Origin of the sequence: Corynebacterium kozikiae (assembly GCF_024580965.1) — a bacterium.
Taxonomy (GTDB): Bacteria; Actinomycetota; Actinomycetes; order Mycobacteriales; family Mycobacteriaceae; genus Corynebacterium; species Corynebacterium kozikiae.
The window spans coordinates 1-25387 of the sequence record NZ_JANIKJ010000021.1 but is presented as its reverse complement, the minus strand read 5'-3'; the positions used below and the strand labels follow the sequence as shown (position 1 = coordinate 25387).

The following is a 25387-nucleotide window of genomic DNA, read 5'->3' as shown; positions in this document are numbered from 1 at the left end:
GGGGCGGCCCTCACACATTCACACCATAGGTCGCGGCAAGCAAACATCGGGCTAAAGGTGGGTGTGAGGTTCGTCGGAAAATAGGCGTTCGCCAGAGACTTCTCAGCATATACCGTAGGGTTAAAAAGGATTTTCTTACATAAAAGAAGGGTTCTGACGTGAACAGTTTCCTCAAGACTGTTGGCATAACAATGGTGGCTTCCCTAGCGTTGGCGGCTTGCAGCGGCGAACAGGACCAAGAGGTGGCGCAGGTGACGACCGCCTCCAGCACCACGAGCGAGCAATTGCCCGCAGAAACAAGCGCGGAGGATAACAGCGGCGGTGTGGATCTGGCCAAGTTGCGCAGCGCCTACGAACAGGTGCTGGCTTCTCCTCCACAGCTTGACACGTTGAATCACTGGCCGGATGAAAAATTCCTTGGCACCTATTCCTATGCCATAGGTGAGTTCAACAGCGACGGGCGCCCCGACATGCTCATACGCAAGGACTACATGGGGTGGGCGCCGATCACAATGATCTCCACCGACGCCAACTACAACATCATCCAGGCAACCGCCTCCCTGATGGAGGGCGCGGCGAGCGCCGGTGGCTCACGTGTAAGTTTGACTTTCAATGGGACCGGTGACGGCGTGTTCCAGGTGGGTTACCAGTCAGTCGGAACAACCGGCGATTCAGAGCAGTATCGGCTCATGGGCACCATGCCCACAATGGTGGCCAAGAGGCAAGTGCCCGTCATGCCTTTCCCCACCGATCACATCCAACCCAATTGGCACCAGACCACTGACCCGAGCGGTTTGGACACGCTTGCACAAGTAGCCGCAACCTTTGCCAACGCGTCGGGCCCAGCCGCGGAACCGGCAGCTGCCGCACCAGAGGTCGCGGGCACAAAGCTCACTGGCACGCTGCATCACCTGACGTACCAGGAGGCGCTATTCGGCGAACGGGATCCCAACCCCGGTGCCGATCGTGGCGATATGTACTGGATCCTACTGTTGGATGCACCGACAACCGTGACCGGCAACATCGTGAGCAGTTCCTCAAACGTACGAACAGAGACCATCGATGATGGCGTTCTCCTCACAGTTGGCGATTACTCTCAGTTCGAAGGCCTGCACGTTACCATCACTACCCCAGAGGTCAGCGGGCGGTTCCCATCCGACACCAGCGTGCCCCTAGGCATGCTTCGGGTCAGCGAGGTTCTCGACATCCGCGCTTCCTAACCCGCGTCTCCGCGTACCGACGCCCCCTGGCCTCCGGCACCCGCCTCCGGCACCGCCACCGACCCTCTCCCGGACTTTGCCGTTCGTGAATTCACTACCGCAATGGGATCACAGCTTCTACTGGGCAGCTCGGCGATTCAAATTCATTTCCAAAGCAATTTGGGTTCGTCGGACACGGCGAGGAAGTTATTTAGCCTCCGGCCAAGAAGTGCGCAATTGGGAAATGGGAACTTCTGTACTTTCAACTGAGGCCGTTGGCTAGACTCCGGACGACCTCTCGTATTCCTGAACGGAACCCTTCTTTTCACCACGGGCTCCCATGAAGAAAGCAAAGCAAACGGTTGCAACCACAACGATTGGGAGTGCCAGCGCAGACAATGCCGGAAAGGTGGGGGCAAACCAAAACACGGAGGCAGCGCCTGCGACAACGGCTGCAAGCTGAACAAAGACAGCACCAAGCACGGCGGGCAAGATGTAGTCAAAAGCAGCGGTCAAGCTCTCTGGGAGAATGGGATCTACCCGTCCCTGACTTGCCGGACAACGAAACCTCGTCGCACTGGAACTGCTCTACGACTCCGTGCCAGACACGCTCAGCCAGTTGATCCGGACAGCTAGCCTTGCCGACGGTTGGCGGTCAGCCATCCCTCGGCGGCAATCTTGTATGGGGCTAGGAAAATTCGCTAATCATTCGCGAATGCATTCCCCACAGATTCCCCACGGATTCCCTATTTTTGCCCTATTTTTGCCCAAAGTTTGCATTCCCGCTCTGAACCATTCCCAGTCAGATCCAACCGATAACCTCGCTGACCAGCACAGATAAAGCAAAACCCCCGGTCGATCACGACCAGGGGAAATGCCAATTGTGGAGCCGCCGGGAATTGAACCCGGGTCCTATGCCACTTCGTCAGGGCTTCTCCGTGCGCAGTTTGCGCATGGATCTCTACTCGGCCCTCTGGCTAAGGCAAACACTCTCCAGAAGATGGGCCCAGTTCGTGGAAGATGTCCCTCCCCGCCTCACGAACACGGCGGGAAAGCAAGTCCCTTGAAGTCGATGCCAGGTCCAGGATCAGGGACGAACCCTGGTCTGACAGACACGCAGGTCGCTGGCTATTCTAATTAGGCAGCGAGGGCGTAGTCGCGCTGAGTGTTCTCGGCGCTTATCAGTTTGCTACGACGCTTACGGTGGTCTCTAGCCTGCACCGGCACGCTTCCCCTGACTCAATGTACATAGTCGAAACCAAAATCGACCCCGTACAATGCCCGGAGCTGGGATTGTGCAATCACTCCGCGCAGTGGCTCCACACTACTCCCCTCCCGCACCAAGGCGCAAGCCCCAACCAACTGTCAGCACCATCACGCAGTGCCCGGCGCGTACACCACCCCAAAACGCTCGTACACCACGAGGGCATCCTCAGCCACTTGCCCCCAGAACTCCTGGTGCGCGCTGCGCCAGTATTCCAGAGAGAGGTCGCCCTCCCCTTCCGCGGCTGCCTGCTCCGGGGTGATTGCCCTGAACGCAACTAATTCCACGGCGATAATCCGAATCAACGCAACCGGTTTGCCGTTGCCATCCAGGATGATGTGGAGCTGCCCAGCCTCCGGGATTAGTTCCCCCTCCGCGAGGTAGTGAGCATACAGGGAGCTGGTCGCTGTTTTGCGGCCAGCCACCACGAGGGAAGCGAGGGCGTCGGCCATTTCTTTCCCCGCACCGAACGCCCACGCCGGCGGAAGCTCTAGCCCAAGACCAGCCTCAGGTCCAGCCGCGGCGCGTGCCTTCTCCCAGAACTCAGCGATCATCGGCTTTGTGTGTACACCTTGGCAAAATCCGCCAAGATTTCCTTCCACGCCGCTTTGAATTCTTCCGATTGCTCGGTGGAGTTGAGGTTGCGCATGTCTACAGCGAGCACCGCTTTGGGGGTGCCGTCTTTTGCAGGCGGCTTGGCGGTGATGCTTACGCTCACAGGGGCGCCATTGGCCAGTTCGGTGCGCCAGTAGCGCCACTTTTCGGTGGCGTTTCGGCGAGGTTCTTCGCCAATGGGTACACCGGCAACCTCCCCCAAGCTCAGGGCAAAATCGGCCCATTGGTCTGCAATTTCATCCATGGTGCCGCTCAAAGTTTTGGAGGCACTGGCGCCAAAGGTGCCGTCGCAGCGCTGGGCTTGGGCGCGCCGGCCCGTGTGGTATTCGTAGGCAATCGCGATGCCTTGGGCCCACCAGTGGAGGTTTTGGCCCTCCATCTGCTCACCCAGCTCCAGCAACTTGGCATGGGCCAGTTTGGCCAGTTCAGCGTGTGGGGCCTGCGCGTGGGGAGCAAAGAACTCCAACCACTGCTCTTCGGTGATTCCAGTGGCGCGGGTGGATGCACCCCAGAGGTCGTCCCTTGTTCCCATTACTACCCCTTGATTCCTTTGATGCGGCGGCCGAGGTCACGGGTAATTTCGCGTTCCTCGGTACGGCGCTTGATGTCTTGGCGTTTGTCATACGCCTGCTTACCCTGCGCTAGGCCGAGCTCACACTTGAGGCGGCCTTCCTTGAAATACAGGGACAGCGGGATGAGGGTCTTGTTGCCGTCACGCACTTTGCCCATGAGGGAGTCGATCTCCCGGCGGTGCAGCAGCAGCTTGCGCACGCGTACCGGCGAGTGGTTGGTCCAGTGCCCACGGGAGTATTCGGGAATGTGGAGGTTGCGCAGCCACACCTCGCCTTCATCGATGGTGGCAAAGGCATCACCAAGGGTGGCTTTGCCCTCGCGCAACGACTTCACCTCAGTTCCCACCAGCACTACACCGCACTCGTAGGTTTCCAGGATGTTGTAGTTATGGCGAACCTTCCGGTTTGTTGCCACCACCGGATTGTGCCCTTTGGCGTTCTTCTTTTTCTTGGCCATAATCCAACAGATCTTACCAGCGCTGCGCGGCACTACCGACGCCGGCAAGGTTGCAACCTGGCAACGTCGGCACGCGTGCTTCTGCCCGCACTACTTGCGGACGTACCAGCGCAGCGTCGCTTGCGCGGTGAGCGCGGAGAAAATGATGCCTACCAGCGCAACCACCGGCAACACCGCCCAAATATCTGTGTTGGAGATGCGCGCGATGAGCTGGGAACTGTAGAGGCCGTCCAGGGTCTTGTCCACCACCCACGCCTTGCCGGCGAACAGTGCAATCCCGGAGAGCACGGCGCCCACGAGGGTAGCCACGATGGCTTCCAGGACGAACGGCGCCTGGGTGTACCAGCGGGAAGCACCAACCATGCGCATGATGGAGATTTCCTCGCGGCGGTTGAAAGCCGCAATCTGGACCATGTTCACAATCAGGAAGATTGCGGCTACGGCCTGGATGCCGGCGAAGAGGAAGGTGGCGTTGCGGATCGCGTCCAGGTTGTCGGTGGCGCCGCGGAGGTCATCCACCTGGTCCACAACTGCGGTGACCTGCGGCAAGTCGCGCACCGGATCCAAAGGAGTGGTGTTCAGGGGGTCGGTGAGGCGCACATGCACGGCAGCGGGCAGGGCGTCCGGGGAGGTCTCCTGCACCAGCAGCGGGTCCGAATCCTGGAATACCTCAACGAAGCGCTGGTAGGACTGCTCGCGGCTGCGGAACGTCACAGATTCCACGCCCTCCGCGCCCTCAAGGAGTTCGCGGACTTCGCGGCAGGGGGTGGTGGAACAGTCGGGGTCGTTGGCGGAGATTTCCTCATCCAACTGCACCATCACCTCAACGCGGTCCAGGTAGATTTCTTTGGTGCGCTCAGTCATCCCCGTGACCAGGAAGCCGGTAGCCAGTAGTGCGAGGGAGATGGCGGTGGTAATCACCAGCGCGATGGTCATGGTGATGTTTCGACCAAGCCCGCGGAAGGCCTCGCGGAACACAAAACTCAAGTTCATTGGTGCGTGGCCTTTCTAGCTTGATTCGCCGTAGACGCCGTGGGCGTCGTCACGGATGAGTTTGCCCAGTTGGAGTTCGATCACTCGGCGGCGCATGTCATTGACTGCCCGTGCGTTGTGGGTAGACATCACCACGGTGGTGCCCGTGCGGTTGATCTGGTTGAGCAGCACCATGATGCCGTCCGAGGTCTCTGGGTCCAGGTTGCCCGTGGGCTCGTCGGCCAGCAGAAGCAGCGGTTTGTTAACCACGGCGCGGGCGATAGCCACGCGCTGCTGCTCACCGCCGGACAGCTCCTGCGGCATGCGGTCCGCCTTACCGGCCAGGCCAACCAGCTCCAGAGTTTCCGGAACCATCTGCGCGATCTTCTCCCGCTTCGTGCCAATTACTTCCAGCGCAAACGCTACGTTGTCGTACACATTCTTTTGCTGCAGTAGGCGGAAATCCTGGAACACGTACCCAAGCTTTTGGCGCAAACGGTTGATCTGCTTGCCGCGCAGCTTGTTCACATGAAAATCCTCAATCCGGATGTCCCCGCTGGTGAGGTTGGTTTCCCGAATCATCAGTTGCAGGAATGTGGACTTTCCGGATCCCGAGGGCCCAATGAGAAACACAAACTCGCCCTTGTCTATCTGGAAACTCACGTTGTCCAGCGCAGGGCGGGTTGAGGTCTTGTACAACTTGGTCACGTTTTCAAAGGTGATCACAGGGGAACACCTTAGCCCAGATGTTGCCATTGTTAAAGATGTGGCTGGTGTGAATTGGGTTTACTTGAGGCGGCGGGAGAGCATTTCCGACGTCCCCCTGTTGCCCTGCGCCATTATGAGTTCTGTATTCCTGATCCCTGGACTTGGGTCCCGGGTCTTGGGTTCCGGATCCCTGGTCTCGGGTCTCGGGTCCCTAGTTCCGGTCTTCAGCGCAGATCGGGAACTTCTGGCACCCTGGAATGCACCACTTAGGATCACACGACCCTGGAACACAGGAGGGAAGACCTCATGTCCAAGCAAACCGAAGTGAAAGAGCAACCAAACACGGGAAGTGCCGGAGCGGAAACGTCGGAAAAGCCCCCAATTTCTGCGGGCGGTGCGGGCGGCTTCCTCGGGATGGTGGAGCGCCTCGGCAACAAGCTGCCTGACCCTTTCTGGCTCTTTGTGCTCCTGGCCGCCGTGGTGGCGGTGAGTAGTTGGATTGGCTCGCGCATTGGCATGACTGCCACAGACCCGCAGAGCGGCGAGCTCATTGAGGTGCAAAACCTCCTCACCGCCGAGGGCATCCAGAAGATGGTCACGGAGGCCGTCAGCAACTTCACCTCCTTTCCCCCACTTGGCGTCATTATTACGGTGATGCTGGGTGTGGCCGTTGCCGAACACGCCGGCCTCATCAGCGCCCTGATCCGCGCGATGGTGGCAAAAGTTGGCCCTCGAACGCTCACCTTCGCGGTGGCGCTCGCCGGAGTGACTGGCTCGATTGCCTCTGATGCCGTGTACGTGATCCTCATCCCCTTGGGCGCGATGAGCTTCTACGCACTCGGCCGCTCCCCCATTGTGGGCGCCATGGTTGCCTTCGCCGCATCCTCAGCCGGTTTCAACGCCTCCCTGCTGCTCAATATCACCGACGTCTTGCTGGGTGGCATCTCCACCTCGGCGGCCCAGTTGGTGGATGAAACCTACCAGGTATCCCCACTGGCCAACTACTTCTTTGTGATCGTCTCCGCAATAGTGCTGGCACTGATTATTACTGTGGTCACCGAGTTCTTTGTGGAAAAGAAGGCCCGTGAGCTAGTGGACCATGATCAACTCAACACGGAGGAGCTGGAGTTTGGTGAAGGTAACGGAGCTGATGAGGGTGAGGGCTCTGGTGAGGGCTCTGGTTCTGAAGCATTAAAGCTGAGCGCAACCGAGCAGCGCGCACTGTGGATTACCGCCGGTGCCGCCGTAGCCTACTTGGCGGCATACTTTGCGCTCTTGTTCATCCCAGGCTCTCCGCTGGCCAGTGCCGATGGCGCAATGGAAAGCCCGCTGATCCGTTCCGTTGCAGTGCCCATTGCGCTGATGTTCTTGGTGCTCGGCGTGGTGTACGGCGTGGCCGCAAAAACCATCACCGGTTCAGACCAGATCCCAGAGATGATGGCCAAGGGCCTGAAGACCATGATCCCTATGCTTGTGCTGTTTTTCGCCGTGGCACAGTTCTTAGCCTGGTTCCAGTGGTCCAACCTGGGCATTTGGACCGCCATCCGGGGCGCGGAACTTCTCGAGCGTTGGGACCTGCCGCTGTTCGTACTCTTTGCCGGCGTGGTACTGATGGTGGCGCTGCTGAACTTGCTCATCACCTCCGGCTCCGCGCAGTGGGCCCTGATGGCGCCGGTGATCGTGCCAATGCTCATGTACCTGGGCACCTCCCCGGAGGTGGCGCAGATGCTGTTCCGTATCGGAGATTCCCCCACCAACATCATCACCCCAATGAGCCCCTACTTCGCATTGGCATTGATGTTCCTCCAGCGTTACTACAAGAAGGCGGGCGTCGGTACGCTCATGTCCCTCGCCCTGCCATATTCCATCAGCATGCTTGTGGGCTGGTTCCTACTGTTCCTGCTGTGGTTCACCCTCGGGTTGCCGCTGGGCCCCGGCACCCCGATGACCTACCCCGCATAATCGCACCACTCAGCACCCACTGCCGCTCCCCTTACCGCAGGTGAGCCAAGGTGGGTGTTTCCCTTTTTGAGGGTGTACCTTTGGAGGATTTTCCCTGTGATTTTTGGTTGAATAACCAAAAGAATCTTGCGCGGGTGGGGTGGGTAGCGCAAAATATCCGGCAAGCCGCTGGCACAAACTGCTGGCTGCGCTCAATGTGCAATAGCCCCATTAGTAAAGGAACGTGCCCTATGGATACATCACGGCTCCAAGAAATCATTGACTCCCTGGGCAGTTTTGTCTGGGGCCCATGGTTTCTCATCCCGCTGCTGCTCGGCACCGGCCTCCTGTTAACAATTCGCCTCGGCGCCCTGCAATTCCGCTACCTCGGCGTTGCTCTGCGCCATGGTCTGATTGACCGCAATGATGAAGGCGGCGAAGGCGATATCTCCCAATTCCAAGCCCTCACCACCGCGCTGGCAGCAACCGTTGGCGTAGGAAACATTGTTGGTGTGGCTACTGCAATTGGCGTAGGTGGCCCCGGCGCACTGTTCTGGATGTGGGTTACCGGTCTGGTGGGCATGGCCTCCAAATACGCCGAAGCGTTTCTGGGAGTTCGTTTCCGCACTACCGACGCCAAGGGCAACGTCTCCGGAGGCCCGCAGCGTTACCTGGAGGAAGGCATCCCCGGCGGATTCGGTAAGTTCCTCGGGTGGTTTTTCACCATCGCTGCGATCATTGCATCCTTTGGTATTGGCAACCTCACTCAAGCCAATGCCGTGGCCACCGGACTGGAGGACTCTTTTGGGGTTTCGCCATGGGTTTCCGGCATCGTCATGTTCATCCTCACCGGCACCGTGCTGCTGGGCGGCATCCAGGCCATTGGCAAGGTCACGTCCGCTTTTGTGCCGCTCATGATCATCATTTACGTCGTCGGCGCACTGGTGGTGCTCGCCATGCGCGCGAGTGAACTTCCCGCTGCCTTTGCCCTCATCTTCTCCGATGCGTTCAGCGGCACAGCTGCCGTTGGTGGCTTCCTGGGCTCTGGCATCATCCTGGCCCTGCAGATGGGTGTGGCCCGCGGTATCTTCTCCAACGAGTCCGGCATGGGTTCCGCCGCTATCGCTGCCGCTGCCGCAAAGACCAAGCACCCCGTGCGTCAAGGCTTGGTGTCCATGACCCAAACGTTCATTGACACCATCATCGTGGTTTCCATGACTGGCCTGGTGATCGTGACCACCGGCGTGTGGGAGGGCGGCCGCGCGGCTGCAGGCACCATGACCGCAGATGCATTCCGCGCCGGCATTGGCGCCGACTGGGGCGGCACGATCGTTTCCCTGTCCATCGTGTTCTTCGCCTTCTCCACCATCCTGGGCTGGGCCTACTACGGCGAGCGCAGCGCGGAGCGCGCATTTGGCATCTTGGGTTCGCTGCCCTACCGCTTGATCTTCACCTGCGTGGTGTTCCTCGGCGCAATCACCGAGCTACACCTTGCCTGGAGCTTCGCTGACCTGGCAAATGGTCTCATGGCGCTGCCAAACCTCATCGGTCTGATTATTCTCTCCGGCCTGGTTGCCCGCGAGACCAAGGCCTACCTGAAGTTCGACCCCAAACTGCGAGCCGGCTCAGAGGAAATCGAGCGCTTCCTCGCAGAGACGAACAACCCCTGGCGCAGCGGGAAATAAAAAAGCAGCGCTGGTGTGGGTGCCTGAAGCCTTACGACGGCACCACGCCGGCGCTTTTCCGTATCTCACCAATGAGCCGTCAGCCTGCTAGCTTTCTGCCTGCTAGCTTTCTGCCTGCTGTTCAGCTACGCGCCAGCGGATGCCCGCCTCGAGGAAGCCGTCGATGTCGCCGTCGAGCACGCGGGTTGGATCATTCACCTCGTAGCTGGTACGCAGGTCTTTCACCATCTGGTACGGATGCAGCACGTAGGAACGCATCTGGTTGCCCCAGGACGCGTTGCCGCCGGCACCCAGCGCATCCAGCTCGGCGCGTTCCTCCTGGCGTTTGCGCTCCAAGAGCTTCGCTTGGAGCACCCGCATGGCAGAGGCGCGGTTTTGGATCTGCGATTTCTCGTTTTGACAGGTCACCACAATGCCCGTGGGGATGTGGGTGATGCGAACGGCGGAGTCCGTGGTGTTCACGGACTGCCCACCTGGGCCGGATGAGCGGTACACGTCCACGCGGATTTCCGTATCGGGGATGTCTATGTGGTCAGTTTGCTCCACCACGGGCAGCACCTCCACCTCAGCGAAGGAGGTCTGGCGCCGGCTTTGGGAGTCAAAGGGGCTAATCCGCACCAGGCGGTGTGCGCCCTGCTCCACGGAAAGGGTGCCGTACATGTATTCGCCGTGGACCACAAAGGTGGCGGATTTGATTCCGGCTTCTTCGGCGTAGGAGATGTCGTAGATATCTACGGCATGGCCCTTCTTTTCCGCCCAGCGGGTGTACATGCGCATGAGCATTTCGGCCCAGTCCGCTGCCTCCACACCGCCCGCCCCGGAACGGATGTTGATAACAGCCTCGCGCGCGTCGTATTCGCCGGAGAGCATCGTGTTCACCTCGAGTGCCTCGATCTCCGCCTTGACTTCGGCGAGTTCGGCGTCGGCAAGCTCTGGGCCTTCGCCCTCTTCCTCTGCCAGCTCGTACATCACTGGCATGTCATCCAAGCGGGAGCGCAGTGAGGTGAGCTTTTTCAGCTTGGCCTGCACCCCGGAGAGCTCGGTGGTGACCTGCTGGGCGTGGTTTGGGTCATCCCACAGGCTGGGGTCTGAGGCTTGGGCCTCGAGTTCGCGGACGCGCGTTGCCAGCTCCTCGGGGTTCATCACCTTTTCAATGGTGCCTAGGGTGACGTCGAGGTCTTTCAGGGTTTGCTGGGTTTCCGGTCGCATGAGCAAACATTCTAGCGTGCCCGGGCCCTGTCCCGCCTGATCATCTTCACCATCAAGGCCGCAAGCACTCCCACCGCCATCAGGCCGGTGAGCAACATGATCACACCCACGCCCGATTGGCCCGTGGGATCGGTGGGCACGGCCATCAAGCTAAACCCGAGCGTGTACCCCACGGTCATGCCGGCCCAAATTCCCGCGAACGTGCCAATTTTGGGGGCGTTCCACAGTGCCCACAGCAGCACCCCCAGGTACACCACACCGGAGAGGAGCATCTGCACCACCAGCGTCTCGGCGGGGTTTGCCCAGCTCATCGTAGCCATCCAGATGGCCCAAGAAGCCAGGAACGAGAGCCCAAACCCGCGGGCCCACGCATGCATTCTGGTGCCGAGCGCTTGGGAGCGGATGCCCTCGGTGAGGTCGCGAATCGCCGAAAGCGCAACAACCGGGCCGGCAAACAGCACCACCACCACAACTGCGCCAAGATAATCAGCTTCTGCCGGCAGTGGGATTTGTTGAGCGAGCATGTGCACTTTTTCACCAATCCTGTCTACCGGTCATGTTCACCAATCGTGGCCGCGCCCCGAGTTTGCGCGCGCCTCCAGCGATTGTAGCCAACCAGAAGGTGCCCCATAATGGTTTCCATGAGCACAGCCGAACCCACCCTCGCAGAGATGATTGCCGCGATCACCAAGACGTTTGTGATTGCGCACGCAGAAGATTCCGACGCCCACCTGGCCCAAGCACTGGTCTACAACGCGGGCCGCCTGGCCTGGCGCATGCGGGAACAAGGGGTGCAGGTTGATCAGAAAACCAGCATCACAGACGTGGTTACAGACGCAGACCGCGCCGCGGAAACCTTCATCGCCGGCGCACTTGAGGCGCTGCGCCCAGAGGACGGCATCCTGGGTGAGGAAGGCGCCGGCCGCGAATCCACCTCCGGGCGCAACTGGGTTGTGGATCCCGTGGACGGCACCTTTAACTTCACCCGCGGCTCCGACTACTGGTGCTCCGCGCTGGCACTGATCGAAGGCCCATTCGACGAGCCCAAGGAAGTCCTGCTCGGCGCGGTACATCGGCCCGCCATGGGCTACACGTGGTTTGGCGGGGCCGACTACCCCACGCAGCGCGACTCCCAAGAGGTCACACCCCTCACCTCGAAACCACTGGCAGCCTGCGCTTTTGGCACCTACCTGCACCCCACGTGGATGGACAACGCCGAGGTCCGGGAAACCTGGCTGCGTGCGGCGCGGGGGGCGTCGACACTGCGGATGCACGGCGCGGGCAGCGTGGACCTGGCGAGCGTTGCCGACGGCACCCTGGATCTGTGGATGCAGCACTCCGTTCCTGCTTGGGATTGGCTGCCGGGGCGCGCACTGGTGGAGGCCGCCGGTGGAACGGCGCTGCAGGTGGCTGCGGGCGGGGTGACGTGGTCAGTTGCAGGCAACGAGCAGGCGGTGCGTGAGGTGGAAGCGCTGCTGCTCGGCGGGAGCGTGCAGTAGGATTACAGCCCATGAGTACCTACGTTGATGACCTCGCCTTTGCACTCGAGCTTGCCGACGCCGCCGACGCCATCACTCTTGAGCGTTTTGAGGCGACCGACCTGCACATCGACTCCAAGCCGGACATGACCCCGGTCAGCGACGCCGACACCTCCACCGAACAGCGCCTGCGCGCACTCATCGAGGCTCAACGGCCCGCCGACGCCATCGTGGGTGAGGAGTTCGGCGGCGAGGCCACCTTCGAGGGGCGCCAATGGGTGATCGACCCCATCGACGGCACCAAAAACTTCGTCCGCGGCGTGCCCGTATGGGCAACCCTGATCGCGCTGCTGGTAGACGGAAAACCCGTGGTAGGCGTGGTATCCGCCCCAGCCCTTGCGCGGCGCTGGTGGGCAAGCGAAGGCTCAGGTGCATGGCGGAGCTTCCAGGGTGGCTCGCCAAAGAAGCTGGAGGTCTCCGCCGTAGCTGACCTCGCCGACGCCTCCATTTCCTTCTCCTCCCTGGAGGGTTGGCGCGACCGTGGCCTGCACGAACAGTTCGTGGCGCTGAGCGATTCCACATGGCGCCTGCGCGCCTTCGGCGACTTCTTCTCCTACTGCTTGGTTGCCGAAGGCGCCGTAGACATCGCCGCGGAACCCGAGGTTTCCCTGTGGGACCTGGCCCCTTTGGCCATTTTGGTGGAAGAATCCGGCGGCCGCTTCACCTCCCTCGCGGGTGTGGACGGGCCACATGGCGGCGACGCACTGGCCACCAACGGGCTGTTGCATGATGCCGTGCGCGGAGTACTTGAGGGTTAGATGATGAATAGCTGGTTTGGAGGCTTCACCCACCATCGGGGCGTTAGTCGATAGGGGCGTTGGTCGATAGGCCAAAGTCGATAGCTCGCCGCATTGGTCGAAAGGACCGCGGATTTTGGGGAAAATCGGGTCCTATCGACTTTGAGCTATCGACCTTCGCCAAGCGGCGGCCCCACACCAGCTATTTGGTCAACTGGAATCCCGCTCCCACTCCCCCGCGGGCGTTGAGGTCTTTGACTACTTTGTTGAAGTCGGTGGATTGGGTGGGCATGAACAGCGGGCCTTGCAGTGGGGTTGCGCAGGCAAGGTTTTGGTCTGGGAACATGCCGCCATTAACCAAGCCAACCACCTTGTTCCCATTGAGGATGGGGGCGCCGGAGTCACCGCGCATTGCGCAGATCTGGCTGAGCGCCATAGCAGATTGATTCGCCCACACAACGCCGCAAGTGAAACCGGTAGCCACGCCCTGTTTGCAGAGGATTTCGCCTTGGGCTTGAGCGCCGTGGTCAGTGACGGTCACGCCGTTGTAAGTGCTGGTGAGCTGCGCGTTTGAACCGAGCTCGATCACGGCGTAGTCCAAGTTCGTACCTTGGGCCACCACGGTGCCCGAGGGGCCGAGCTTCCAGGAGTCGGCAGAAATCACGGTGTCACCCACCGAACCGCAGTGGCCAGCAGTGATGGCCAGTTTGCGGCCCTGGGCGTCGGTGCCCGTTGCAGTGACGGTGCACATGGACTTCTCCGCCACAAAGATTGGGGTACCCGGTCCGTACAGGGACTTGCCTTGGGCCTCTGCGGCCTTCGACGCTTCCGGCACATCCGGCGCGTTGAACCAGGAACCGGGCGCACGATGCAAAACGGGACCAGGGGTCAGCGCCATGATGGAGGAGACGGGGTCGTTGCGCCACATGTAGTTCGGGCCGGCGGGGTCACCCACCGCGTACCCCGCAGTCGGAGCCGTCGGAGCAACAGGCACAGCAGGCTCAACAACCGGAACTGCGGCAGCCACCTGCTCCTGCACCGCTGCTGCCTGTTGCTCCCACTGGGTGCCTAGGCGCTCGGCTTCGCGGTGGGCGTCGGAAAGCGATTGGTCAATGGCCTGCGCGAGCGCCGGGTCCACGGCTGGCAATTGGACGCCGAAGGGCTGGAGTTGCTTGTTCCACTCGTTGATGGTGTCTTGGGTGGACATCGGCGCGGGCAGCGTGAGGGCTTGGGCGGTGGGGGCTGCGCCAAACGCTATTGCTGCGCAAAAACCTGCCGCTAGAAGTTTTCGAACTCGCTGATTACCCACCATGTTGAGGCCTCAATTCTGCGTTGCTCCACGCCACCCGAACCGTTCAATTGTGCCCGTTCATCTTGTCATACAAACCCTGGCAAAGCACGCGCAACGTGCGGGACGCCACAGGGATTCACCCCATGCGTGGGCAGGCGCTCTGCGTTGATCAACTTGGCCAGGCAAACTCCTCCAGAATTGCGTGCGCATGCAGCTTGTCTGGGTTCTTGGCTTTGCGCAGTTGGAGCTCCCAGGTTTGCTCCTCTGCGCCCGTCCGCAACGCCCAACACTGGACGCGTGCGGGCAGCACCACTGGCGCGGCGAAGTCCAGGGTGAATCGCACAGCACGTTCCGACGCCCCCATGCGCCCCTCCAACAAGGTGAGCATCTTGGCGGCACTGAACATGCCGTGGGCAATCACGTTGGGGAAGCCAAAGAGTTTGGCGCCGGCCACGCTGGTGTGGACGGGGTTTTTGTCGCCACTTGCCGCGGCGTAGGCGTTGATTTGGTCCCGGGTGATCCGCCACAAAGCTGTCTGCACTTGCCTTTTGGGCAAGGTGGGGGTGTCCAGTCGGGTGCCTCGTTGTTCGCCGCGGTTCACAATGTCCGCGGAGGCGCTGGAAGCGAGCTTGGCGCCGAGGCCCAGGAACGTGGAGGTTTGCACCCACGCTGGGTCCTGCTCGCCGGCGAGGGTGAGGTGCGTGATGACGTCGATGAGCAGGCCCTTGCGGTGGCTGCGCAGGTTTTCGGCGTGGACGCTTAAGGAGAACTCCTGGTCAATGCCTATTGGGTGGCGCTGCTCAATCTGGTTGGAGATGTGTACGGCACCCATCGCCGGGAAGGGGAAGTCTTTGGCGCTCATTACCTGTATTGCCAGCGGGAACCCGAGGACAAAGGGGTAGGTGATGGGCAGCTCGTTGGTGTTGCGCAGGCCCACCGCCTGGTTGTAGTGCGCCAAGTGCTCTGGGCTTACCCTGATTCCGGAGACTTCGGCGCCGCTGGTGGGGTCGGCAACCGCGTGGCGGGTAGTACCGAGGACTGGCACGCGGTCAAGGGCCACGCGGCGGTAGAGTTTGGAAAGCTCCGGGATTTTTGGCAGTTGGGTGTACTGGATGTGCTCTCCCATAGCTATGCCCCCATGATCGACTGGCCACACACCCGAATCACGTTTCCGCTCACCGCGCCGGAGGATGCGGCGGCGAGGTACGCCACTACCTCAGCAACGTCCACGGTTTGCCCGCCCTGCTTCAGTGTGTTGGATTTGCGGCCCACTTCACGCGGGAGCGTGGGCATTGCTGCGGTCATGGCCGTCTCAATGAAGCCTGGGGCCACAGCGTTGATGGTGCCGCCGTGGCGGGCGAGGGTTTCTTTGAGGGCGTCTACCAGGCCAATCATGCCGGCCTTGGTGGTTGCGTAGTTCGTTTGTCCGCGGTTGCCGGCAATACCCGCGATGGAGGACACGCCGATAATCGCAGGTGCAGGGCCCAGGTGGCCGCCTTCAAGCAGCGCCTCGGTGATGCGCACGGGCGCCACCAGGTTGATGTTTTGCACCATGTCCCACATCGAGCGGTCCATGTTCACCAGCAGTTTGTCCCTGGTCACGCCGGCGTTGTGAACCAGGACGTCGATGGGCGTGCCGTAGCGCACCTGCGCATGCTCTGCGATCGCGGTGGCAGCTTGGGGGTCGGTAACGTCCAGCGGCAGAGCCGTTCCTTTGACTTGGTTCGCCGTTTCTGCGAGGGCCTCACCCGCGCCTGGGACGTCCACGCAGATCACCTTGGCGCCGTCGCGAGCCAGCACCTCCGCCATGGTCTTGCCAATGCCGCGCGCAGAACCTGTGACCACCGCGAGCCTTCCTGCCAGGGGCGTTTCCCAGCTTTCCGGGGCCGCTGGTGATTCGCTACCGCTGGCAGCGCCCACACGGATCACCTGGCCATCCACGAAGGCGGACTTGCCAGAGAGCAGGAAGCGCAGCGTGGATTCGAGTTGCTCTACCGACGTGCCCGGCGCGGCATACACGAGCTGCGCCGTGGCCCCGGCGCGCAGTTCCTTGGCTAGGGAGCGGGTGAAGCCTTCAAGGGCGCGTTGGGTGATGCGCTGGATGGCGTGTTCACCGCTGAGGAGTTCGGGAGTGGTGCCCAGCACCACCACGCGGGCACAGGGGCGCAGCTTGCGCATTTGGGGGTTCAGGGAGTCATAGAGTTTGTGGAGGTCTTCGGGGCGGGTGATGCCGGTGGCGTCGAACACGATTGCCGCGCGTGGGGTGTCTGCGTGTTCGGGGATGAACTCGTAGGCGGCGCTGTCCGTAACCTTGTTGCCCTTGTTGGCGGTGAGCAGGGGCTCGATGTTCGCGGCATAGTTGCCTTCACCGGCTACCGCGATGGGCCCGTCGAGAGCTGGCTTGCCGGGGGCGTAGCGGCGCAGCGGGACGCCTTGGGGCACGCCGAGTTTGCCTGCTACCGGGGAGTTAATGATGCCGTCCAGCACTCCAGCTTTGGTTCCTGCTTTTGCCATTGTTCGCATACCTGCCTTGCTACCTGTGTTTGCGTGGGTGTTGCGCCCCTATCGGGGGTATCTAAGACGTGACACACAACACCCTCTCATGTGATGTAGGCTACAGTAGCACTCAAACGTGATCCACGCCATAAAGTTTTGTAGGCAAAAGGAGTTTTCATGTCCACCCCAACGTCCGCTTCCCGCAGGAAAGTAGCCATCCTCGGCGGCAACCGCACCCCCTTTGCACGCTCCAACCGCGAGTATGCAAACGCCTCCAACCAAGACATGCTCACCGCCGCCATCAACGGCCTGGTAGCACGCACCGGCCTGCAAGACGTTGAGCTGGGCATGGTTGCCGCCGGCGCGGTGATCAAGCACTCCCGAGACTTCAACCTCACCCGCGAGTCCGTGCTGGGCTCCGCGCTCGCCCCCACCACCCCCGCCATCGACGTCCAGCAGGCGTGCGGCACCGGCCTCGCCGCGGCGGTGTTGGTTGCCGACGGCATCGCCGCAGGCCGCTACGACGCAGCGATCGCAGGAGGCACGGACACAATTTCCGACGCCCCCCTGATGGTGAGCGACCCCCTCCGCCGCACACTCATCAAGCTTTCCCACGCGCGCAGCGTTTCCCAGCGCCTCAAGTTGGTGGGTAGCATCCGCCCCAACCAACTGGTGCCGGAATCACCTGCGAACTCCGAGCCACGCACCGGCCTCTCTATGGGAGAACACGCGGCCATCACCGCCCGCGAGTTTGGCATCACCCGCGAGGACCAAGACGCCCTAGCCCTGGCCTCCCACCAGAAACTGGCCGCCGCCTACGACGCCGGCTTTTTCAACGACCTCATCACCCCCTTCCTGGGCGTCACCAAAGACACCAACCTGCGCCCCGACTCCACCATGGAATCCCTTGCCAAACTCAAGCCAGTGTTTGGCAAGCAGGATGCCATCGACCACGGCGCCCAGGCCACCATGACTGCCGGTAATTCCACCACGCTGACCGACGGCGCCTCCGTAGCGCTGCTTGGCACCGAAGAGTTTGCAGCGACGCACGGCCTCACCCCGTGGGCCTACTTGGTGGACTCAGAGACCGCGGCGGTGGACTACGTTCACGGCCCGGACGGTCTGCTCATGGCCCCCACCTACGCCGTACCACGGCTGCTCGCCCGCAACGGACTCACCCTGCAGGACTTTGACTTCTACGAAATCCATGAGGCCTTTGCCTCCCAAGTGTTGGCCACCCTGCAGGCCTGGGAATCCGAGGACTACTGCCGCGACCGCCTGGGCCTCAAAGGGGCGCTCGGGCCTATCGATGCCTCCAAGCTCAACGTCAAAGGCTCCTCCCTTGCCGCGGGCCACCCCTTTGCTGCTACCGGCGCGCGTGTGCTGGCCACCGCAGCGAAGACCCTGCATGAAAACGGCGGCGGGCGCGCATTGATCTCCATCTGCGCAGCCGGCGGCCAAGGCATCACCGCGATTTTGGAAGCCTAAAACACCCCTCACAGAGAAGGAACACCGAAATGTCTACAATCACCAGCAAGCTGAAGGCCGCCGCAGCAGGCACCGCGGAGAAACTTGTCCGGTCTGATCGAATGGATCGCGCCGGCAAGGAACATGGTGACGTCGTGAAGCATTCTCCCGATGCCGACGCCGACGCTGCACCGGAGCTGGACCGCGAGGAGATCAAGAAGGAAATCGCCGCTGACCGCCGCGTTCCCAACACCCTGCCCACCACCCCGGATCCAAAGGCCGCAGAGGACCTGCGGATGATCCTGGACGGCCAGTTCGGCGAGCTGCGCGAAAGCATCCGCGAGATGCTCAACGACCCCTTCTTCCTCCCCAAGTTGGAGGGCACCATTGAGGAACAGCGTGACACCCTGCTCCCCGTGCTCGAGCGCTTCCGCGACTCCGGCTACTCCTATGACTCCTTTACCAAGGCCAACGGTGGTTCGGGCAAAGCTGACCGCGCGGTGATTGGCCTGGAGACCCTGGGCCACGCAGACCTTTCCGCCATGGTGAAAGCCGGTGTGCAGTGGGGTCTGTGGGGAGGTGCGATTGACAATCTGGGTACCGAGCGGCACCGCCACTACATCCAGCCCACCATGGACCTTGAGCTCATGGGCGTGTACGCCATGACCGAGATCGGCCACGGCTCCAACGTTGCGCAACTGCAAACCACCGCCACCTACGACCCCGAAACCCAAGAGTTCATCATCCACAGCCCTAGCCCTTCCGCCAAGAAGGTGTACCTCGGCAACGCCGCGCGTCACGGCCGAGTTGCAGCAGTGTTTGCCCAGCTCTACACCCCCGGCGTGGAGGAATCCCATGGCGTGCACTGCCTCGTGGTGCCAATCCGTGATGAGAACCTTAACCCCCTGCCCGGCGTGACTATTGGCGACCACGGCCGCAAGGGCGGCCTGTTGGGTGTGGACAACGGCACCCTCATGTTTGACAACGTCCGCGTGCCACGCGAAAACCTCCTCAACCGCTTTGGTGACGTGGATGAGGCCGGCAACTACACCTCCCCCATCGAGTCCAAGAACCGCCGCTTCTTCACCGTGCTTTCCACGCTGATCCGCGGACGCATTGCGGTTGGCGGCGCGGCCAACGCTGCAACCCGCACCTCCTTGGACATCGCGGTGCGCTACGCCACCAGGCGCCGTCAGTTCTCCCCTGGCGGCGACGCCCCCGAGAAGCGCCTCATCGAGCACCGCTCACACCGCCTGCGCCTGCTGGTTCCATTGGCAAAGTCCTACGCACTGATGCTGCTGCAAAACGAGGTCACCGCGCGCCTCTACGAGCAGCAGCTCCAAATCGCCGGCGGGAAGCTCAACATCTCCAACCCCTCCGAGGAGCAGTTGATTGCCTCCCGAGAGCTGGAGAGCTGGGCAGCGGGCCTCAAGGCCATTTCCACGCAGCACGCCACCCGCACCATCCAGGAATGCCGCGAGGCCTGCGGCGGCGCTGGATACATGGCAGAGAATCTGCTCACCACGTTCAAGGCGGATTCCGACGTGTTCACCACCTTTGAGGGTGACAACACGGTGCTCATTCAAATGGTGGGTAAGGAAATGCTCACCGCGTATGCGAGGGACATGGGCGACCTCAACGCGCTGGACATGGTGCGCTACGGGATTGACGAGGTCTCCGACCTCATCCGCCGCCGCTCCGGCCTGCACGTCACCGTGCAAACCGCGCTCGACGCCGCGCGCCGCAACAACGACAACTCCCTGTTCGACGCCGGCTACCAGGTGAGCCTCCTGGAGGACCGCTCACAGAAGATCTTGAAGTCGCTGGCCGGCCGCATGCGGGCGGCACGCAAGCTCGACCCAGAGGAGGCAGCAAAGGTGGTGGACCAGGCCCAGGACCACCTCATCGCCGCCGGTTGGGCGCGCATGGAATCCTTGGCACTGCAGTCCCTGGTGGAGGCAGAAAGCAAACTGCCTGCCGACTCCCCCGCGCGGCACGTCCTCGAGCAGGTACGCGACCTCTACGCACTCTCCACCATCGTGGAGCACGCCGGCTGGTACCAGGAGCACAACATGCTCTCCGGCCTGCGCTTGCGCATGGCCCGCGCCGCCGTGCGTGACCTCGTGGACTCCCTCGGCCCCTGGGCGGAAGTCCTGGTAGATGCATTTGCCATCCCGGAGGCTATCCGCAACGTGCCAATGCTCAACCAAGCCGGAGTGGACGAGCCGCGATACGCCTAGTGTTTGTTTGGGGAAAAATAAACGCTCCCCATGGTGCGGGCAATAATTGTTCAGCCCAGCTCATGGGGAGCAGGTGTAGCGCAGAGCGCGATTGGGATTAGTCGATTTCCACCAAGGCCTGGCCGCCTTGGACGGAGTCGCCCACTGCCACGTTGATGGAGGAAACCACACCGGCGTTGGGGGCGGTGATTTCGGTTTCCATCTTCATGGCCTCGAGCACCAGCAGCACGGTGCCGGCTTCAATTTCCTGGCCTTCTTCCACCAGAATCTTGAATACGGAGCCTGCCAGTGGGGCCACCACCGCGTTGGCGGAGACACCCTGCACGGAGGCGGTTGCTGGCTCAGCATGGGCGCCGCCACCGGAGCCACCGAAGACGATGGAACCCAGTTGGCGCTGCTCTTCCTCGACCTCGACCTCGACAGAGTAGGCGATGCCGTTGACTGTCACGTTGAGTTTCATGTGATGTTCTTTCTGTTCTAGATCTTGGCGCGGATGGAATGCTGCTGGATGGTCTGGCGGCCTTGAGCAGCCCAGGTGCGGTGGCGGGAAAAGTGTACTGCCTTCACCTTGCCACGGTTGCCCAGGTATGCGGAGACTGCTGCGGAGATGGCCATGATGACATCCTCTGGAATTGAGGCGTCGGAGCGGCGGCGGAGTTCGGCGATTTCGGCCTCGGCCGCGTCGAGACGCTTGCTGAGCTGCGCAACCAGGGCCTGCAGATCCTGTTGAGTTTCGGACATTGTGCCTTCTCCTTACACCGGACCCAGGCCATGCTTCTTGGCAGGGCGGGTCACGCGCTTGTTGGCCAGAACCTCGAGGGCGTCTGCAATGTGCAGGCGGGTTTCGGCGGGATCGATGATGTCATCCACCAGGCCACGGGAGGCGGCCATGAATGGGGTGGAGAAAGTCTCCTTGTAGAGGCGGATGAGTTCCTCGCGCTTGGTGGCTGGGTCCTCTGCCTCGGCGATTTCCTTGCGGAACACCACGTTCACTGCACCTTCGGCACCCATCACGGCGATCTCAGCGGTTGGCCACGCAAACACGCGGTCAGCGCCCAGGTCCTTGGAGCACATTGCAAGGTGTGCGCCGCCGTAGGACTTGCGCAGCTCAATGGTGATCTTTGGCACGGTGGCTGCGGAGTAGGCGTAGAGCATCTTGGCGCCGTGGCGGATGATGCCGCCATGCTCCTGTGCCACACCTGGCATGAAGCCTGGCACGTCCACAAAGGTCACCAGTGGGATGTTGAAGGCGTTGCAGAAGCGGATGAACTGCGAACCCTTGTCCGAGGAGTTGATGTCCAGCACACCGGACATCACGTTTGGCTGGTTGGCAATGATACCCACGGTGCGGCCTACCACGCGGGCAAAGCCCACCACCAGGTTCTGTGCGTAGCCTGCCTGGACTTCCAGGAAGTCGCCGCGGTCTACCACGCGGGTAATGACCTCGCGGACGTCGTAGCCCTTCTTGCCTTCCACTGGCACGATGTCGCGCAGCTCCAGGTCGGGCTCCACGATTGGGTCAGGGTCCACGATTGGTGGCTCTTCGGTGTTGTTCTGTGGCAGGAAGCTCAGCAGCTTTTGGGCGATGAGGATTGCCTGCTCGTCATCATCGGCAACGAAGTGGATGTTGCCGGCCTTGGCCATGTGGGCGTCGGCGCCGCCGAGCTGGTCTGCGGTGACGTCCTCGCCGGTGACGGACTTGATCACGCCCGGGCCGGTAATGAACATGTTGGCCTTGCGGGTCTGGATGATGAAGTCAGTCAGCGCTGGGGAGTACGCTGCGCCACCTGCGCAGGGGCCGGCGATGATAGAGATCTGCGGGACCAAACCGGAGAGCAGCACGTTCTGGTAGAACACCTTGCCGTAGCCGGAGAGGGAGTCAATGCCCTCTTGGACGCGGGCTCCGCCGGAGTCGTTGATGAAGATGAACGGGGTGCCGGTGGTGGCCGATGCCTCCATCATGGCGGCAACCTTGTTGGACTGGGTTTCACCTGCGGAGCCACCCATCACGGTGAAGTCCTGGGAGGCAATGTGCAGTGGGCGGCCGAAGACGGCACCGGAGCCGGTGACCACACCGTCGGCTGGGGCCACTGCCTTGTCCATGCCGAAGTGGGTGGTGCGGTGCTTGGCAAACATTCCGGTTTCGTGGAACGTGCCTTCGTCGACAAGCGCTTCGATGCGCTCGCGTGCGGTGAGTTTGCCCTGGTCGTGCTGCTTGGCGATCTTTGCCTCGCCGCCGCCGAGGGACACCACTCGACGGGCTTCCTCAAGCTGTTCGAGGCGCTCCGCCATGGTTGGTTCTTGTGACATTGTGTTCACTACTTCCTTTTCTTCAAGCTGGCTGAATGACCTGCCAATAAGGCGGGTTATTCGGCTGGCTCCACTCGGACGGTCTGCTCGCGGCCACCCACGGTGACCTTGTAGGTGATTGGCTCAAGCACAGCTTCGTTTTCGCGCTTCTTGAGCTTTTCTGGGTCCTTGCCTACGTTCTTGGGGCCTTCTGGGCGGGTCTTGAAGAACCCTGGCGCCACGCCTGGGAACAGTGCGTTGGTGAGCACGTCTTCGTCGGTGCCGTCGAAGCCTTCGAGCTTGGAGGCCTCCTCCACCAGCTTGTCCCACTCGGGCTCGAGAAGGTCTGCGGGGCGGACGGTAATTTCTTGTTTCTTGGTCTGCGCTTCTGCCTGCTTCACCAGGTCTGCGTTGCGCTCGCCGATGCACTCGCCGTAGTAGCCCAGCATGAGGTCTGCGAACTCGGCGGTCATCACCTTGTAGCGGCCCATGAGGACGTTGAACACGGCTTGGGTGCCCACGATCTGGGAGGAAGGGGTGACCAGTGGTGGGTAGCCTGCGTCCTTGCGCACGCGGGGCACTTCTTCCATCACTTCATCAATGCGGTCGCCTGCACCCTGAGCGGTGAGCTGGGACTCCATGTTGGAGAGCATGCCGCCTGGGATCTGGGAGAGGAAGATGTTGGTGTCCACCAACGTCTTGGACTCGAACTCCTTGTACTTGGGGCGAACCTTCTTGAAGTGGTCACGGATATTGATGAGGCGATCCATGTCCAGGTCCGTGTTGTAGCCGGTGCCTTCCAGCATTTCCACCAGGGATTCGGTGGGGTTGTGGCCTGGGCCGAGCGACATGGAAGAGATCGCGGAGTCCACAACGTCTGCGCCGGCCTCGATGGCCTTCATGAGAGTGACCAGGGTGACGCCCGTGGTGGAGTGGCAGTGGACGTTGATCTGGGTGTCCTCGCCGTAGGTTTCCTTGATGCCACGAATGATGTCATACGCAGGCTGTGGCTTGAGCAGGGCTGCCATGTCCTTCAGGGCGATGGAATCTGCACCCATGTCCAACAGGCGCCCGGCCAGGTCCACATATCCCTGCACATCGTGCAGTGGGGAGACGGTGTAGCAGATGGTGCCCTGCGCGTGGCCATCGACCTTCTTCACGGCCTGCATGGCGTGCTCCAGGTTGCGGGGATCATTCAGCGCGTCGAACACGCGGAATACGTCCATGCCGTTTTCCTTGGACTTCTCCACGAACTTGTCCACCACCATGTCCTCATAGTGGCGGTAGCCCAGGAGGTTCTGGCCGCGCAGCAGCATTTGGAGGCGGGAGTTTGGCATCAGTTTGCGGAAGGTGCGCAGGCGCTCCCATGGGTCCTCGTTGAGGAAGCGGATGCAGGCGTCAAAGGTTGCGCCGCCCCAGCATTCCACGGACCAGAACCCGGCCTTGTCAATGTCCTCGCATGCGTCCACCATGTCTTCCATTGCCAAGCGGGTGGCAAAGAGGCTCTGGTGAGCGTCACGGAGGGCTACTTCTGTCACTCCAATTGTCCTGGAGGTTTCTGACTGGCTATGTGGTTGGCTCATGTCCTCGAATGTATGCCAAATCAACCAGTGGCGCAGCAGGTGACCTATCTTCCCTATCACCTCCCGGAGTGAAGTTCTTCACACTTGAACACAGTTGCTTCAAAGAACAAAAATGCCCGTTCGGACATTTGTGCATGTAGCAGCGGCGGCGATTCAAAAATAAGGCAACACAAACCAGCTTTCACGGGCGGTTTTCAGGTGCGTGGAGCGTGAAAAAAATCGCAGAAAAATTTTTGATGAACACTTCCCGCACCCGCCGGCTGAGGCCTCTCATTTTGTAGCGCACGCCAGGTGGGAACGTCGGTAGGCTGTGCAGTGATGTGCCCACACAACCCTTCCCCCGACTTTTCCATCCGCACCGCCTCACAGCAGGACGTTCCCGCGGCCGCCGAAGTGCTCGCCGGTGCCTTCGCTCAAGACCCCTCAGCGCAAGTCTTCGTGGCCGGCCGCAGCTCATCCAGCGCCGCGCAAGCACTGAGGCCGCTGCTTGAGGAGGTCATCACGCATCACTACCTGCGCAGGGGCAGTGTCGACGTCGCCAGCACCCCAACAGGCAAGATCCTTGGCGTGGCGCTGTGGCAGGCCCCGCGGCAACGCATGAGTCTGCCGACGCTCGCACGTTTGGGCCTGGTGTTGGTGCGCCACATGGGCATTGGCGCGGTGTGGCGCTACCTGCGCAATGAAGCACGCAATGCCGGGCTCCACCCCAAGTTTGCCCACTGGTATCTGTTCATGATCGGGGTGGCTGAGGGCACCCAGGGGCTCGGCGTGGGCGGCGCGCTGCTGCGCCACGGTACCGAGCGCGCTGGGGAGACTGCCTGCTATTTGGAGGCCAGCACCCCGGACTCGGCGGCGCTGTACGCGCGCCATGGTTTTGTGCCGATGGGAGCAACCAACGTAACCGCGAATACCGCCATTCCCGAATACGGCATGTGGCGCCCCGGCGCGATGCCGCAACGGGACGCCAGTGCCGGCACCGGCACCAGCGCCAGCGGAGACTAGGGCGTGTCTCTTATATGCGTAACCAGACCAGAATCGCCGCAAGCACCACTCCCGCGCGATACGTGACCGCGAGCTTGTCATAACGCGTCGCAAGCCCGCGCCACTGCTTCATCAACCCAAAG

General features: G+C 61.6%; 22 protein-coding genes and 1 other RNA gene. 8 read left to right on the top strand and 15 right to left on the bottom strand.

Features of this window, described 5'->3' with window-relative positions:
• The first annotated feature begins 158 nt into the window (after positions 1–158).
• The gene (locus NQ018_RS10035; RefSeq protein ID WP_257060749.1) at positions 159–1220 is read left to right on the top strand and encodes a hypothetical protein; all 1062 of its coding nucleotides are present in this window, start codon (positions 159–161) and stop codon (positions 1218–1220) included.
• An 860-nt stretch (positions 1221–2080) separates the two neighbouring features.
• On the opposite strand, the gene ssrA is transcribed toward NQ018_RS10035, so the two are convergent.
• From ssrA to ftsE, 6 genes are all read right to left on the bottom strand, one after another.
• Positions 2081–2471: a transfer-messenger RNA gene (gene ssrA / locus NQ018_RS10030) on the bottom strand.
• A gap of 102 nt (positions 2472–2573) precedes the next feature.
• Complete coding sequence (locus tag NQ018_RS10025) at positions 2574–3017, bottom strand: ASCH domain-containing protein (RefSeq protein ID WP_257060748.1); 444 nt, start codon at positions 3015–3017, stop codon at positions 2574–2576.
• The gene (locus tag NQ018_RS10020; protein WP_257060746.1) at positions 3014–3610 is read right to left on the bottom strand and encodes a hypothetical protein; all 597 of its coding nucleotides are present in this window, start codon (positions 3608–3610) and stop codon (positions 3014–3016) included. Before NQ018_RS10020 ends, NQ018_RS10025 begins: the two co-directional genes overlap by 4 nt.
• 2 nt (positions 3611–3612) lie before the next feature.
• Positions 3613–4107: an SsrA-binding protein SmpB gene (smpB, locus tag NQ018_RS10015; RefSeq protein WP_257060745.1), complete on the bottom strand. Its 495-nt coding sequence runs from the start codon at positions 4105–4107 to the stop codon at positions 3613–3615.
• A gap of 90 nt (positions 4108–4197) precedes the next feature.
• Positions 4198–5100, bottom strand: a complete 903-nt coding sequence (ftsX, locus tag NQ018_RS10010; protein WP_257060744.1) for a permease-like cell division protein FtsX — start codon at positions 5098–5100, stop codon at positions 4198–4200.
• A 15-nt stretch (positions 5101–5115) separates the two neighbouring features.
• Positions 5116–5805, bottom strand: a complete 690-nt coding sequence (gene ftsE, locus NQ018_RS10005) for a cell division ATP-binding protein FtsE (RefSeq protein ID WP_257039019.1) — start codon at positions 5803–5805, stop codon at positions 5116–5118.
• 396 nt (positions 5806–6201) lie between these two features.
• Between ftsE and NQ018_RS10000 the strand changes: the two genes are divergently transcribed.
• Together NQ018_RS10000 and NQ018_RS09995 are read left to right on the top strand one after the other, a co-directional pair.
• The gene (locus tag NQ018_RS10000; protein ID WP_257039029.1) at positions 6202–7749 is read left to right on the top strand and encodes an AbgT family transporter; all 1548 of its coding nucleotides are present in this window, start codon (positions 6202–6204) and stop codon (positions 7747–7749) included.
• 230 nt (positions 7750–7979) lie between these two features.
• Positions 7980–9413 (top strand): alanine/glycine:cation symporter family protein, encoded by a 1434-nt coding sequence (locus NQ018_RS09995; RefSeq protein ID WP_257060742.1) that lies wholly within the window; start codon positions 7980–7982, stop codon positions 9411–9413.
• A 102-nt stretch (positions 9414–9515) separates the two neighbouring features.
• Here NQ018_RS09995 and prfB read toward each other — a convergent pair whose 3' ends face one another.
• Positions 9516–10622 carry a peptide chain release factor 2 gene (gene prfB / locus NQ018_RS09990; protein WP_257039017.1) on the bottom strand — a complete coding sequence of 369 codons (1107 nt, stop codon included), beginning with the start codon at positions 10620–10622 and terminating at the stop codon, positions 9516–9518.
• 11 nt (positions 10623–10633) lie between these two features.
• Positions 10634–11146, bottom strand: a complete 513-nt coding sequence (locus tag NQ018_RS09985) for a hypothetical protein (RefSeq protein WP_257060740.1) — start codon at positions 11144–11146, stop codon at positions 10634–10636.
• Between the two features lie 108 nt (positions 11147–11254).
• Between NQ018_RS09985 and NQ018_RS09980 the strand changes: the two genes are divergently transcribed.
• Positions 11255–12121 carry an inositol monophosphatase family protein gene (locus NQ018_RS09980; protein WP_257060739.1) on the top strand — a complete coding sequence of 289 codons (867 nt, stop codon included), beginning with the start codon at positions 11255–11257 and terminating at the stop codon, positions 12119–12121.
• 11 nt (positions 12122–12132) lie between these two features.
• Complete coding sequence (gene hisN / locus NQ018_RS09975) at positions 12133–12918, top strand: histidinol-phosphatase (RefSeq protein WP_257060738.1); 786 nt, start codon at positions 12133–12135, stop codon at positions 12916–12918.
• A gap of 181 nt (positions 12919–13099) precedes the next feature.
• Here hisN and NQ018_RS09970 read toward each other — a convergent pair whose 3' ends face one another.
• The 3 genes from NQ018_RS09970 to NQ018_RS09960 all read right to left on the bottom strand — a co-directional run bounded on the left by NQ018_RS09970 (position 13100) and on the right by NQ018_RS09960 (position 16702).
• Positions 13100–14209 carry a S1 family peptidase gene (locus NQ018_RS09970; RefSeq protein WP_257060736.1) on the bottom strand — a complete coding sequence of 370 codons (1110 nt, stop codon included), beginning with the start codon at positions 14207–14209 and terminating at the stop codon, positions 13100–13102.
• Between the two features lie 148 nt (positions 14210–14357).
• Entirely contained in the window at positions 14358–15314 is a 957-nt protein-coding gene (locus NQ018_RS09965; protein ID WP_257060734.1) for a MaoC/PaaZ C-terminal domain-containing protein, read from the bottom strand.
• Between the two features lie 2 nt (positions 15315–15316).
• A complete protein-coding gene (locus NQ018_RS09960; protein WP_257060732.1) occupies positions 15317–16702 on the bottom strand; it encodes a 3-oxoacyl-ACP reductase in 1386 nt (461 codons plus the stop codon).
• Positions 16703–16861: 159 nt separating this feature from the next.
• Here NQ018_RS09960 and NQ018_RS09955 point away from each other — a divergent pair, with 159 nt between their 5' ends.
• A complete protein-coding gene (locus NQ018_RS09955; protein WP_257060730.1) occupies positions 16862–18172 on the top strand; it encodes an acetyl-CoA C-acetyltransferase in 1311 nt (436 codons plus the stop codon).
• A gap of 29 nt (positions 18173–18201) precedes the next feature.
• A complete protein-coding gene (locus NQ018_RS09950; RefSeq protein WP_257060728.1) occupies positions 18202–20391 on the top strand; it encodes an acyl-CoA dehydrogenase family protein in 2190 nt (729 codons plus the stop codon).
• 97 nt (positions 20392–20488) lie between these two features.
• Here the strand turns inward: NQ018_RS09950 and NQ018_RS09945 are convergent, their stop codons facing one another.
• From NQ018_RS09945 to NQ018_RS09930, 4 genes are read right to left on the bottom strand one after another with little or no spacing between them, the layout of a single operon-like run.
• Positions 20489–20851 (bottom strand): biotin/lipoyl-containing protein, encoded by a 363-nt coding sequence (locus NQ018_RS09945; protein WP_257039007.1) that lies wholly within the window; start codon positions 20849–20851, stop codon positions 20489–20491.
• 17 nt (positions 20852–20868) lie between these two features.
• A complete protein-coding gene (locus tag NQ018_RS09940; protein ID WP_257039006.1) occupies positions 20869–21132 on the bottom strand; it encodes a hypothetical protein in 264 nt (87 codons plus the stop codon).
• Between the two features lie 12 nt (positions 21133–21144).
• Positions 21145–22701: an acyl-CoA carboxylase subunit beta gene (locus NQ018_RS09935; RefSeq protein ID WP_257039005.1), complete on the bottom strand. Its 1557-nt coding sequence runs from the start codon at positions 22699–22701 to the stop codon at positions 21145–21147.
• 56 nt (positions 22702–22757) lie between these two features.
• Entirely contained in the window at positions 22758–24263 is a 1506-nt protein-coding gene (locus NQ018_RS09930) for a methylmalonyl-CoA carboxytransferase subunit 5S (RefSeq protein WP_257039004.1), read from the bottom strand.
• Positions 24264–24581: 318 nt separating this feature from the next.
• Here NQ018_RS09930 and NQ018_RS09925 point away from each other — a divergent pair, with 318 nt between their 5' ends.
• Complete coding sequence (locus NQ018_RS09925) at positions 24582–25265, top strand: GNAT family N-acetyltransferase (RefSeq protein ID WP_257060726.1); 684 nt, start codon at positions 24582–24584, stop codon at positions 25263–25265.
• Positions 25266–25387 lie beyond the last annotated feature (122 nt).

What these genes read in the sequence shown, in the direction of transcription:
- NQ018_RS10025 (WP_257060748.1), bottom strand. Translation starts at nt 3,017, where the DNA reads ATGATCGCTGAGTTCTGGGAGAAGGCACGCGCCGCGGCTGGACCTGAG.
- NQ018_RS10020 (WP_257060746.1), bottom strand. Translation starts at nt 3,610, where the DNA reads ATGGGAACAAGGGACGACCTCTGGGGTGCATCCACCCGCGCCACTGGA.
- smpB (WP_257060745.1), bottom strand. Translation starts at nt 4,107, where the DNA reads ATGGCCAAGAAAAAGAAGAACGCCAAAGGGCACAATCCGGTGGTGGCA.
- ftsX (WP_257060744.1), bottom strand. Translation starts at nt 5,100, where the DNA reads ATGAACTTGAGTTTTGTGTTCCGCGAGGCCTTCCGCGGGCTTGGTCGA.
- NQ018_RS10000 (WP_257039029.1), top strand. Translation starts at nt 6,202, where the DNA reads ATGGTGGAGCGCCTCGGCAACAAGCTGCCTGACCCTTTCTGGCTCTTT.
- NQ018_RS09995 (WP_257060742.1), top strand. Translation starts at nt 7,980, where the DNA reads ATGGATACATCACGGCTCCAAGAAATCATTGACTCCCTGGGCAGTTTT.
- prfB (WP_257039017.1), bottom strand. Translation starts at nt 10,622, where the DNA reads ATGCGACCGGAAACCCAGCAAACCCTGAAAGACCTCGACGTCACCCTA.
- NQ018_RS09985 (WP_257060740.1), bottom strand. Translation starts at nt 11,146, where the DNA reads ATGCTCGCTCAACAAATCCCACTGCCGGCAGAAGCTGATTATCTTGGC.
- NQ018_RS09980 (WP_257060739.1), top strand. Translation starts at nt 11,255, where the DNA reads ATGGTTTCCATGAGCACAGCCGAACCCACCCTCGCAGAGATGATTGCC.
- hisN (WP_257060738.1), top strand. Translation starts at nt 12,133, where the DNA reads ATGAGTACCTACGTTGATGACCTCGCCTTTGCACTCGAGCTTGCCGAC.
- NQ018_RS09970 (WP_257060736.1), bottom strand. Translation starts at nt 14,209, where the DNA reads ATGGTGGGTAATCAGCGAGTTCGAAAACTTCTAGCGGCAGGTTTTTGC.
- NQ018_RS09965 (WP_257060734.1), bottom strand. Translation starts at nt 15,314, where the DNA reads ATGGGAGAGCACATCCAGTACACCCAACTGCCAAAAATCCCGGAGCTT.
- NQ018_RS09960 (WP_257060732.1), bottom strand. Translation starts at nt 16,702, where the DNA reads ATGGCAAAAGCAGGAACCAAAGCTGGAGTGCTGGACGGCATCATTAAC.
- NQ018_RS09955 (WP_257060730.1), top strand. Translation starts at nt 16,862, where the DNA reads ATGTCCACCCCAACGTCCGCTTCCCGCAGGAAAGTAGCCATCCTCGGC.
- NQ018_RS09950 (WP_257060728.1), top strand. Translation starts at nt 18,202, where the DNA reads ATGTCTACAATCACCAGCAAGCTGAAGGCCGCCGCAGCAGGCACCGCG.
- NQ018_RS09945 (WP_257039007.1), bottom strand. Translation starts at nt 20,851, where the DNA reads ATGAAACTCAACGTGACAGTCAACGGCATCGCCTACTCTGTCGAGGTC.
- NQ018_RS09940 (WP_257039006.1), bottom strand. Translation starts at nt 21,132, where the DNA reads ATGTCCGAAACTCAACAGGATCTGCAGGCCCTGGTTGCGCAGCTCAGC.
- NQ018_RS09935 (WP_257039005.1), bottom strand. Translation starts at nt 22,701, where the DNA reads ATGTCACAAGAACCAACCATGGCGGAGCGCCTCGAACAGCTTGAGGAA.
- NQ018_RS09930 (WP_257039004.1), bottom strand. Translation starts at nt 24,263, where the DNA reads ATGAGCCAACCACATAGCCAGTCAGAAACCTCCAGGACAATTGGAGTG.
- NQ018_RS09925 (WP_257060726.1), top strand. Translation starts at nt 24,582, where the DNA reads ATGTGCCCACACAACCCTTCCCCCGACTTTTCCATCCGCACCGCCTCA.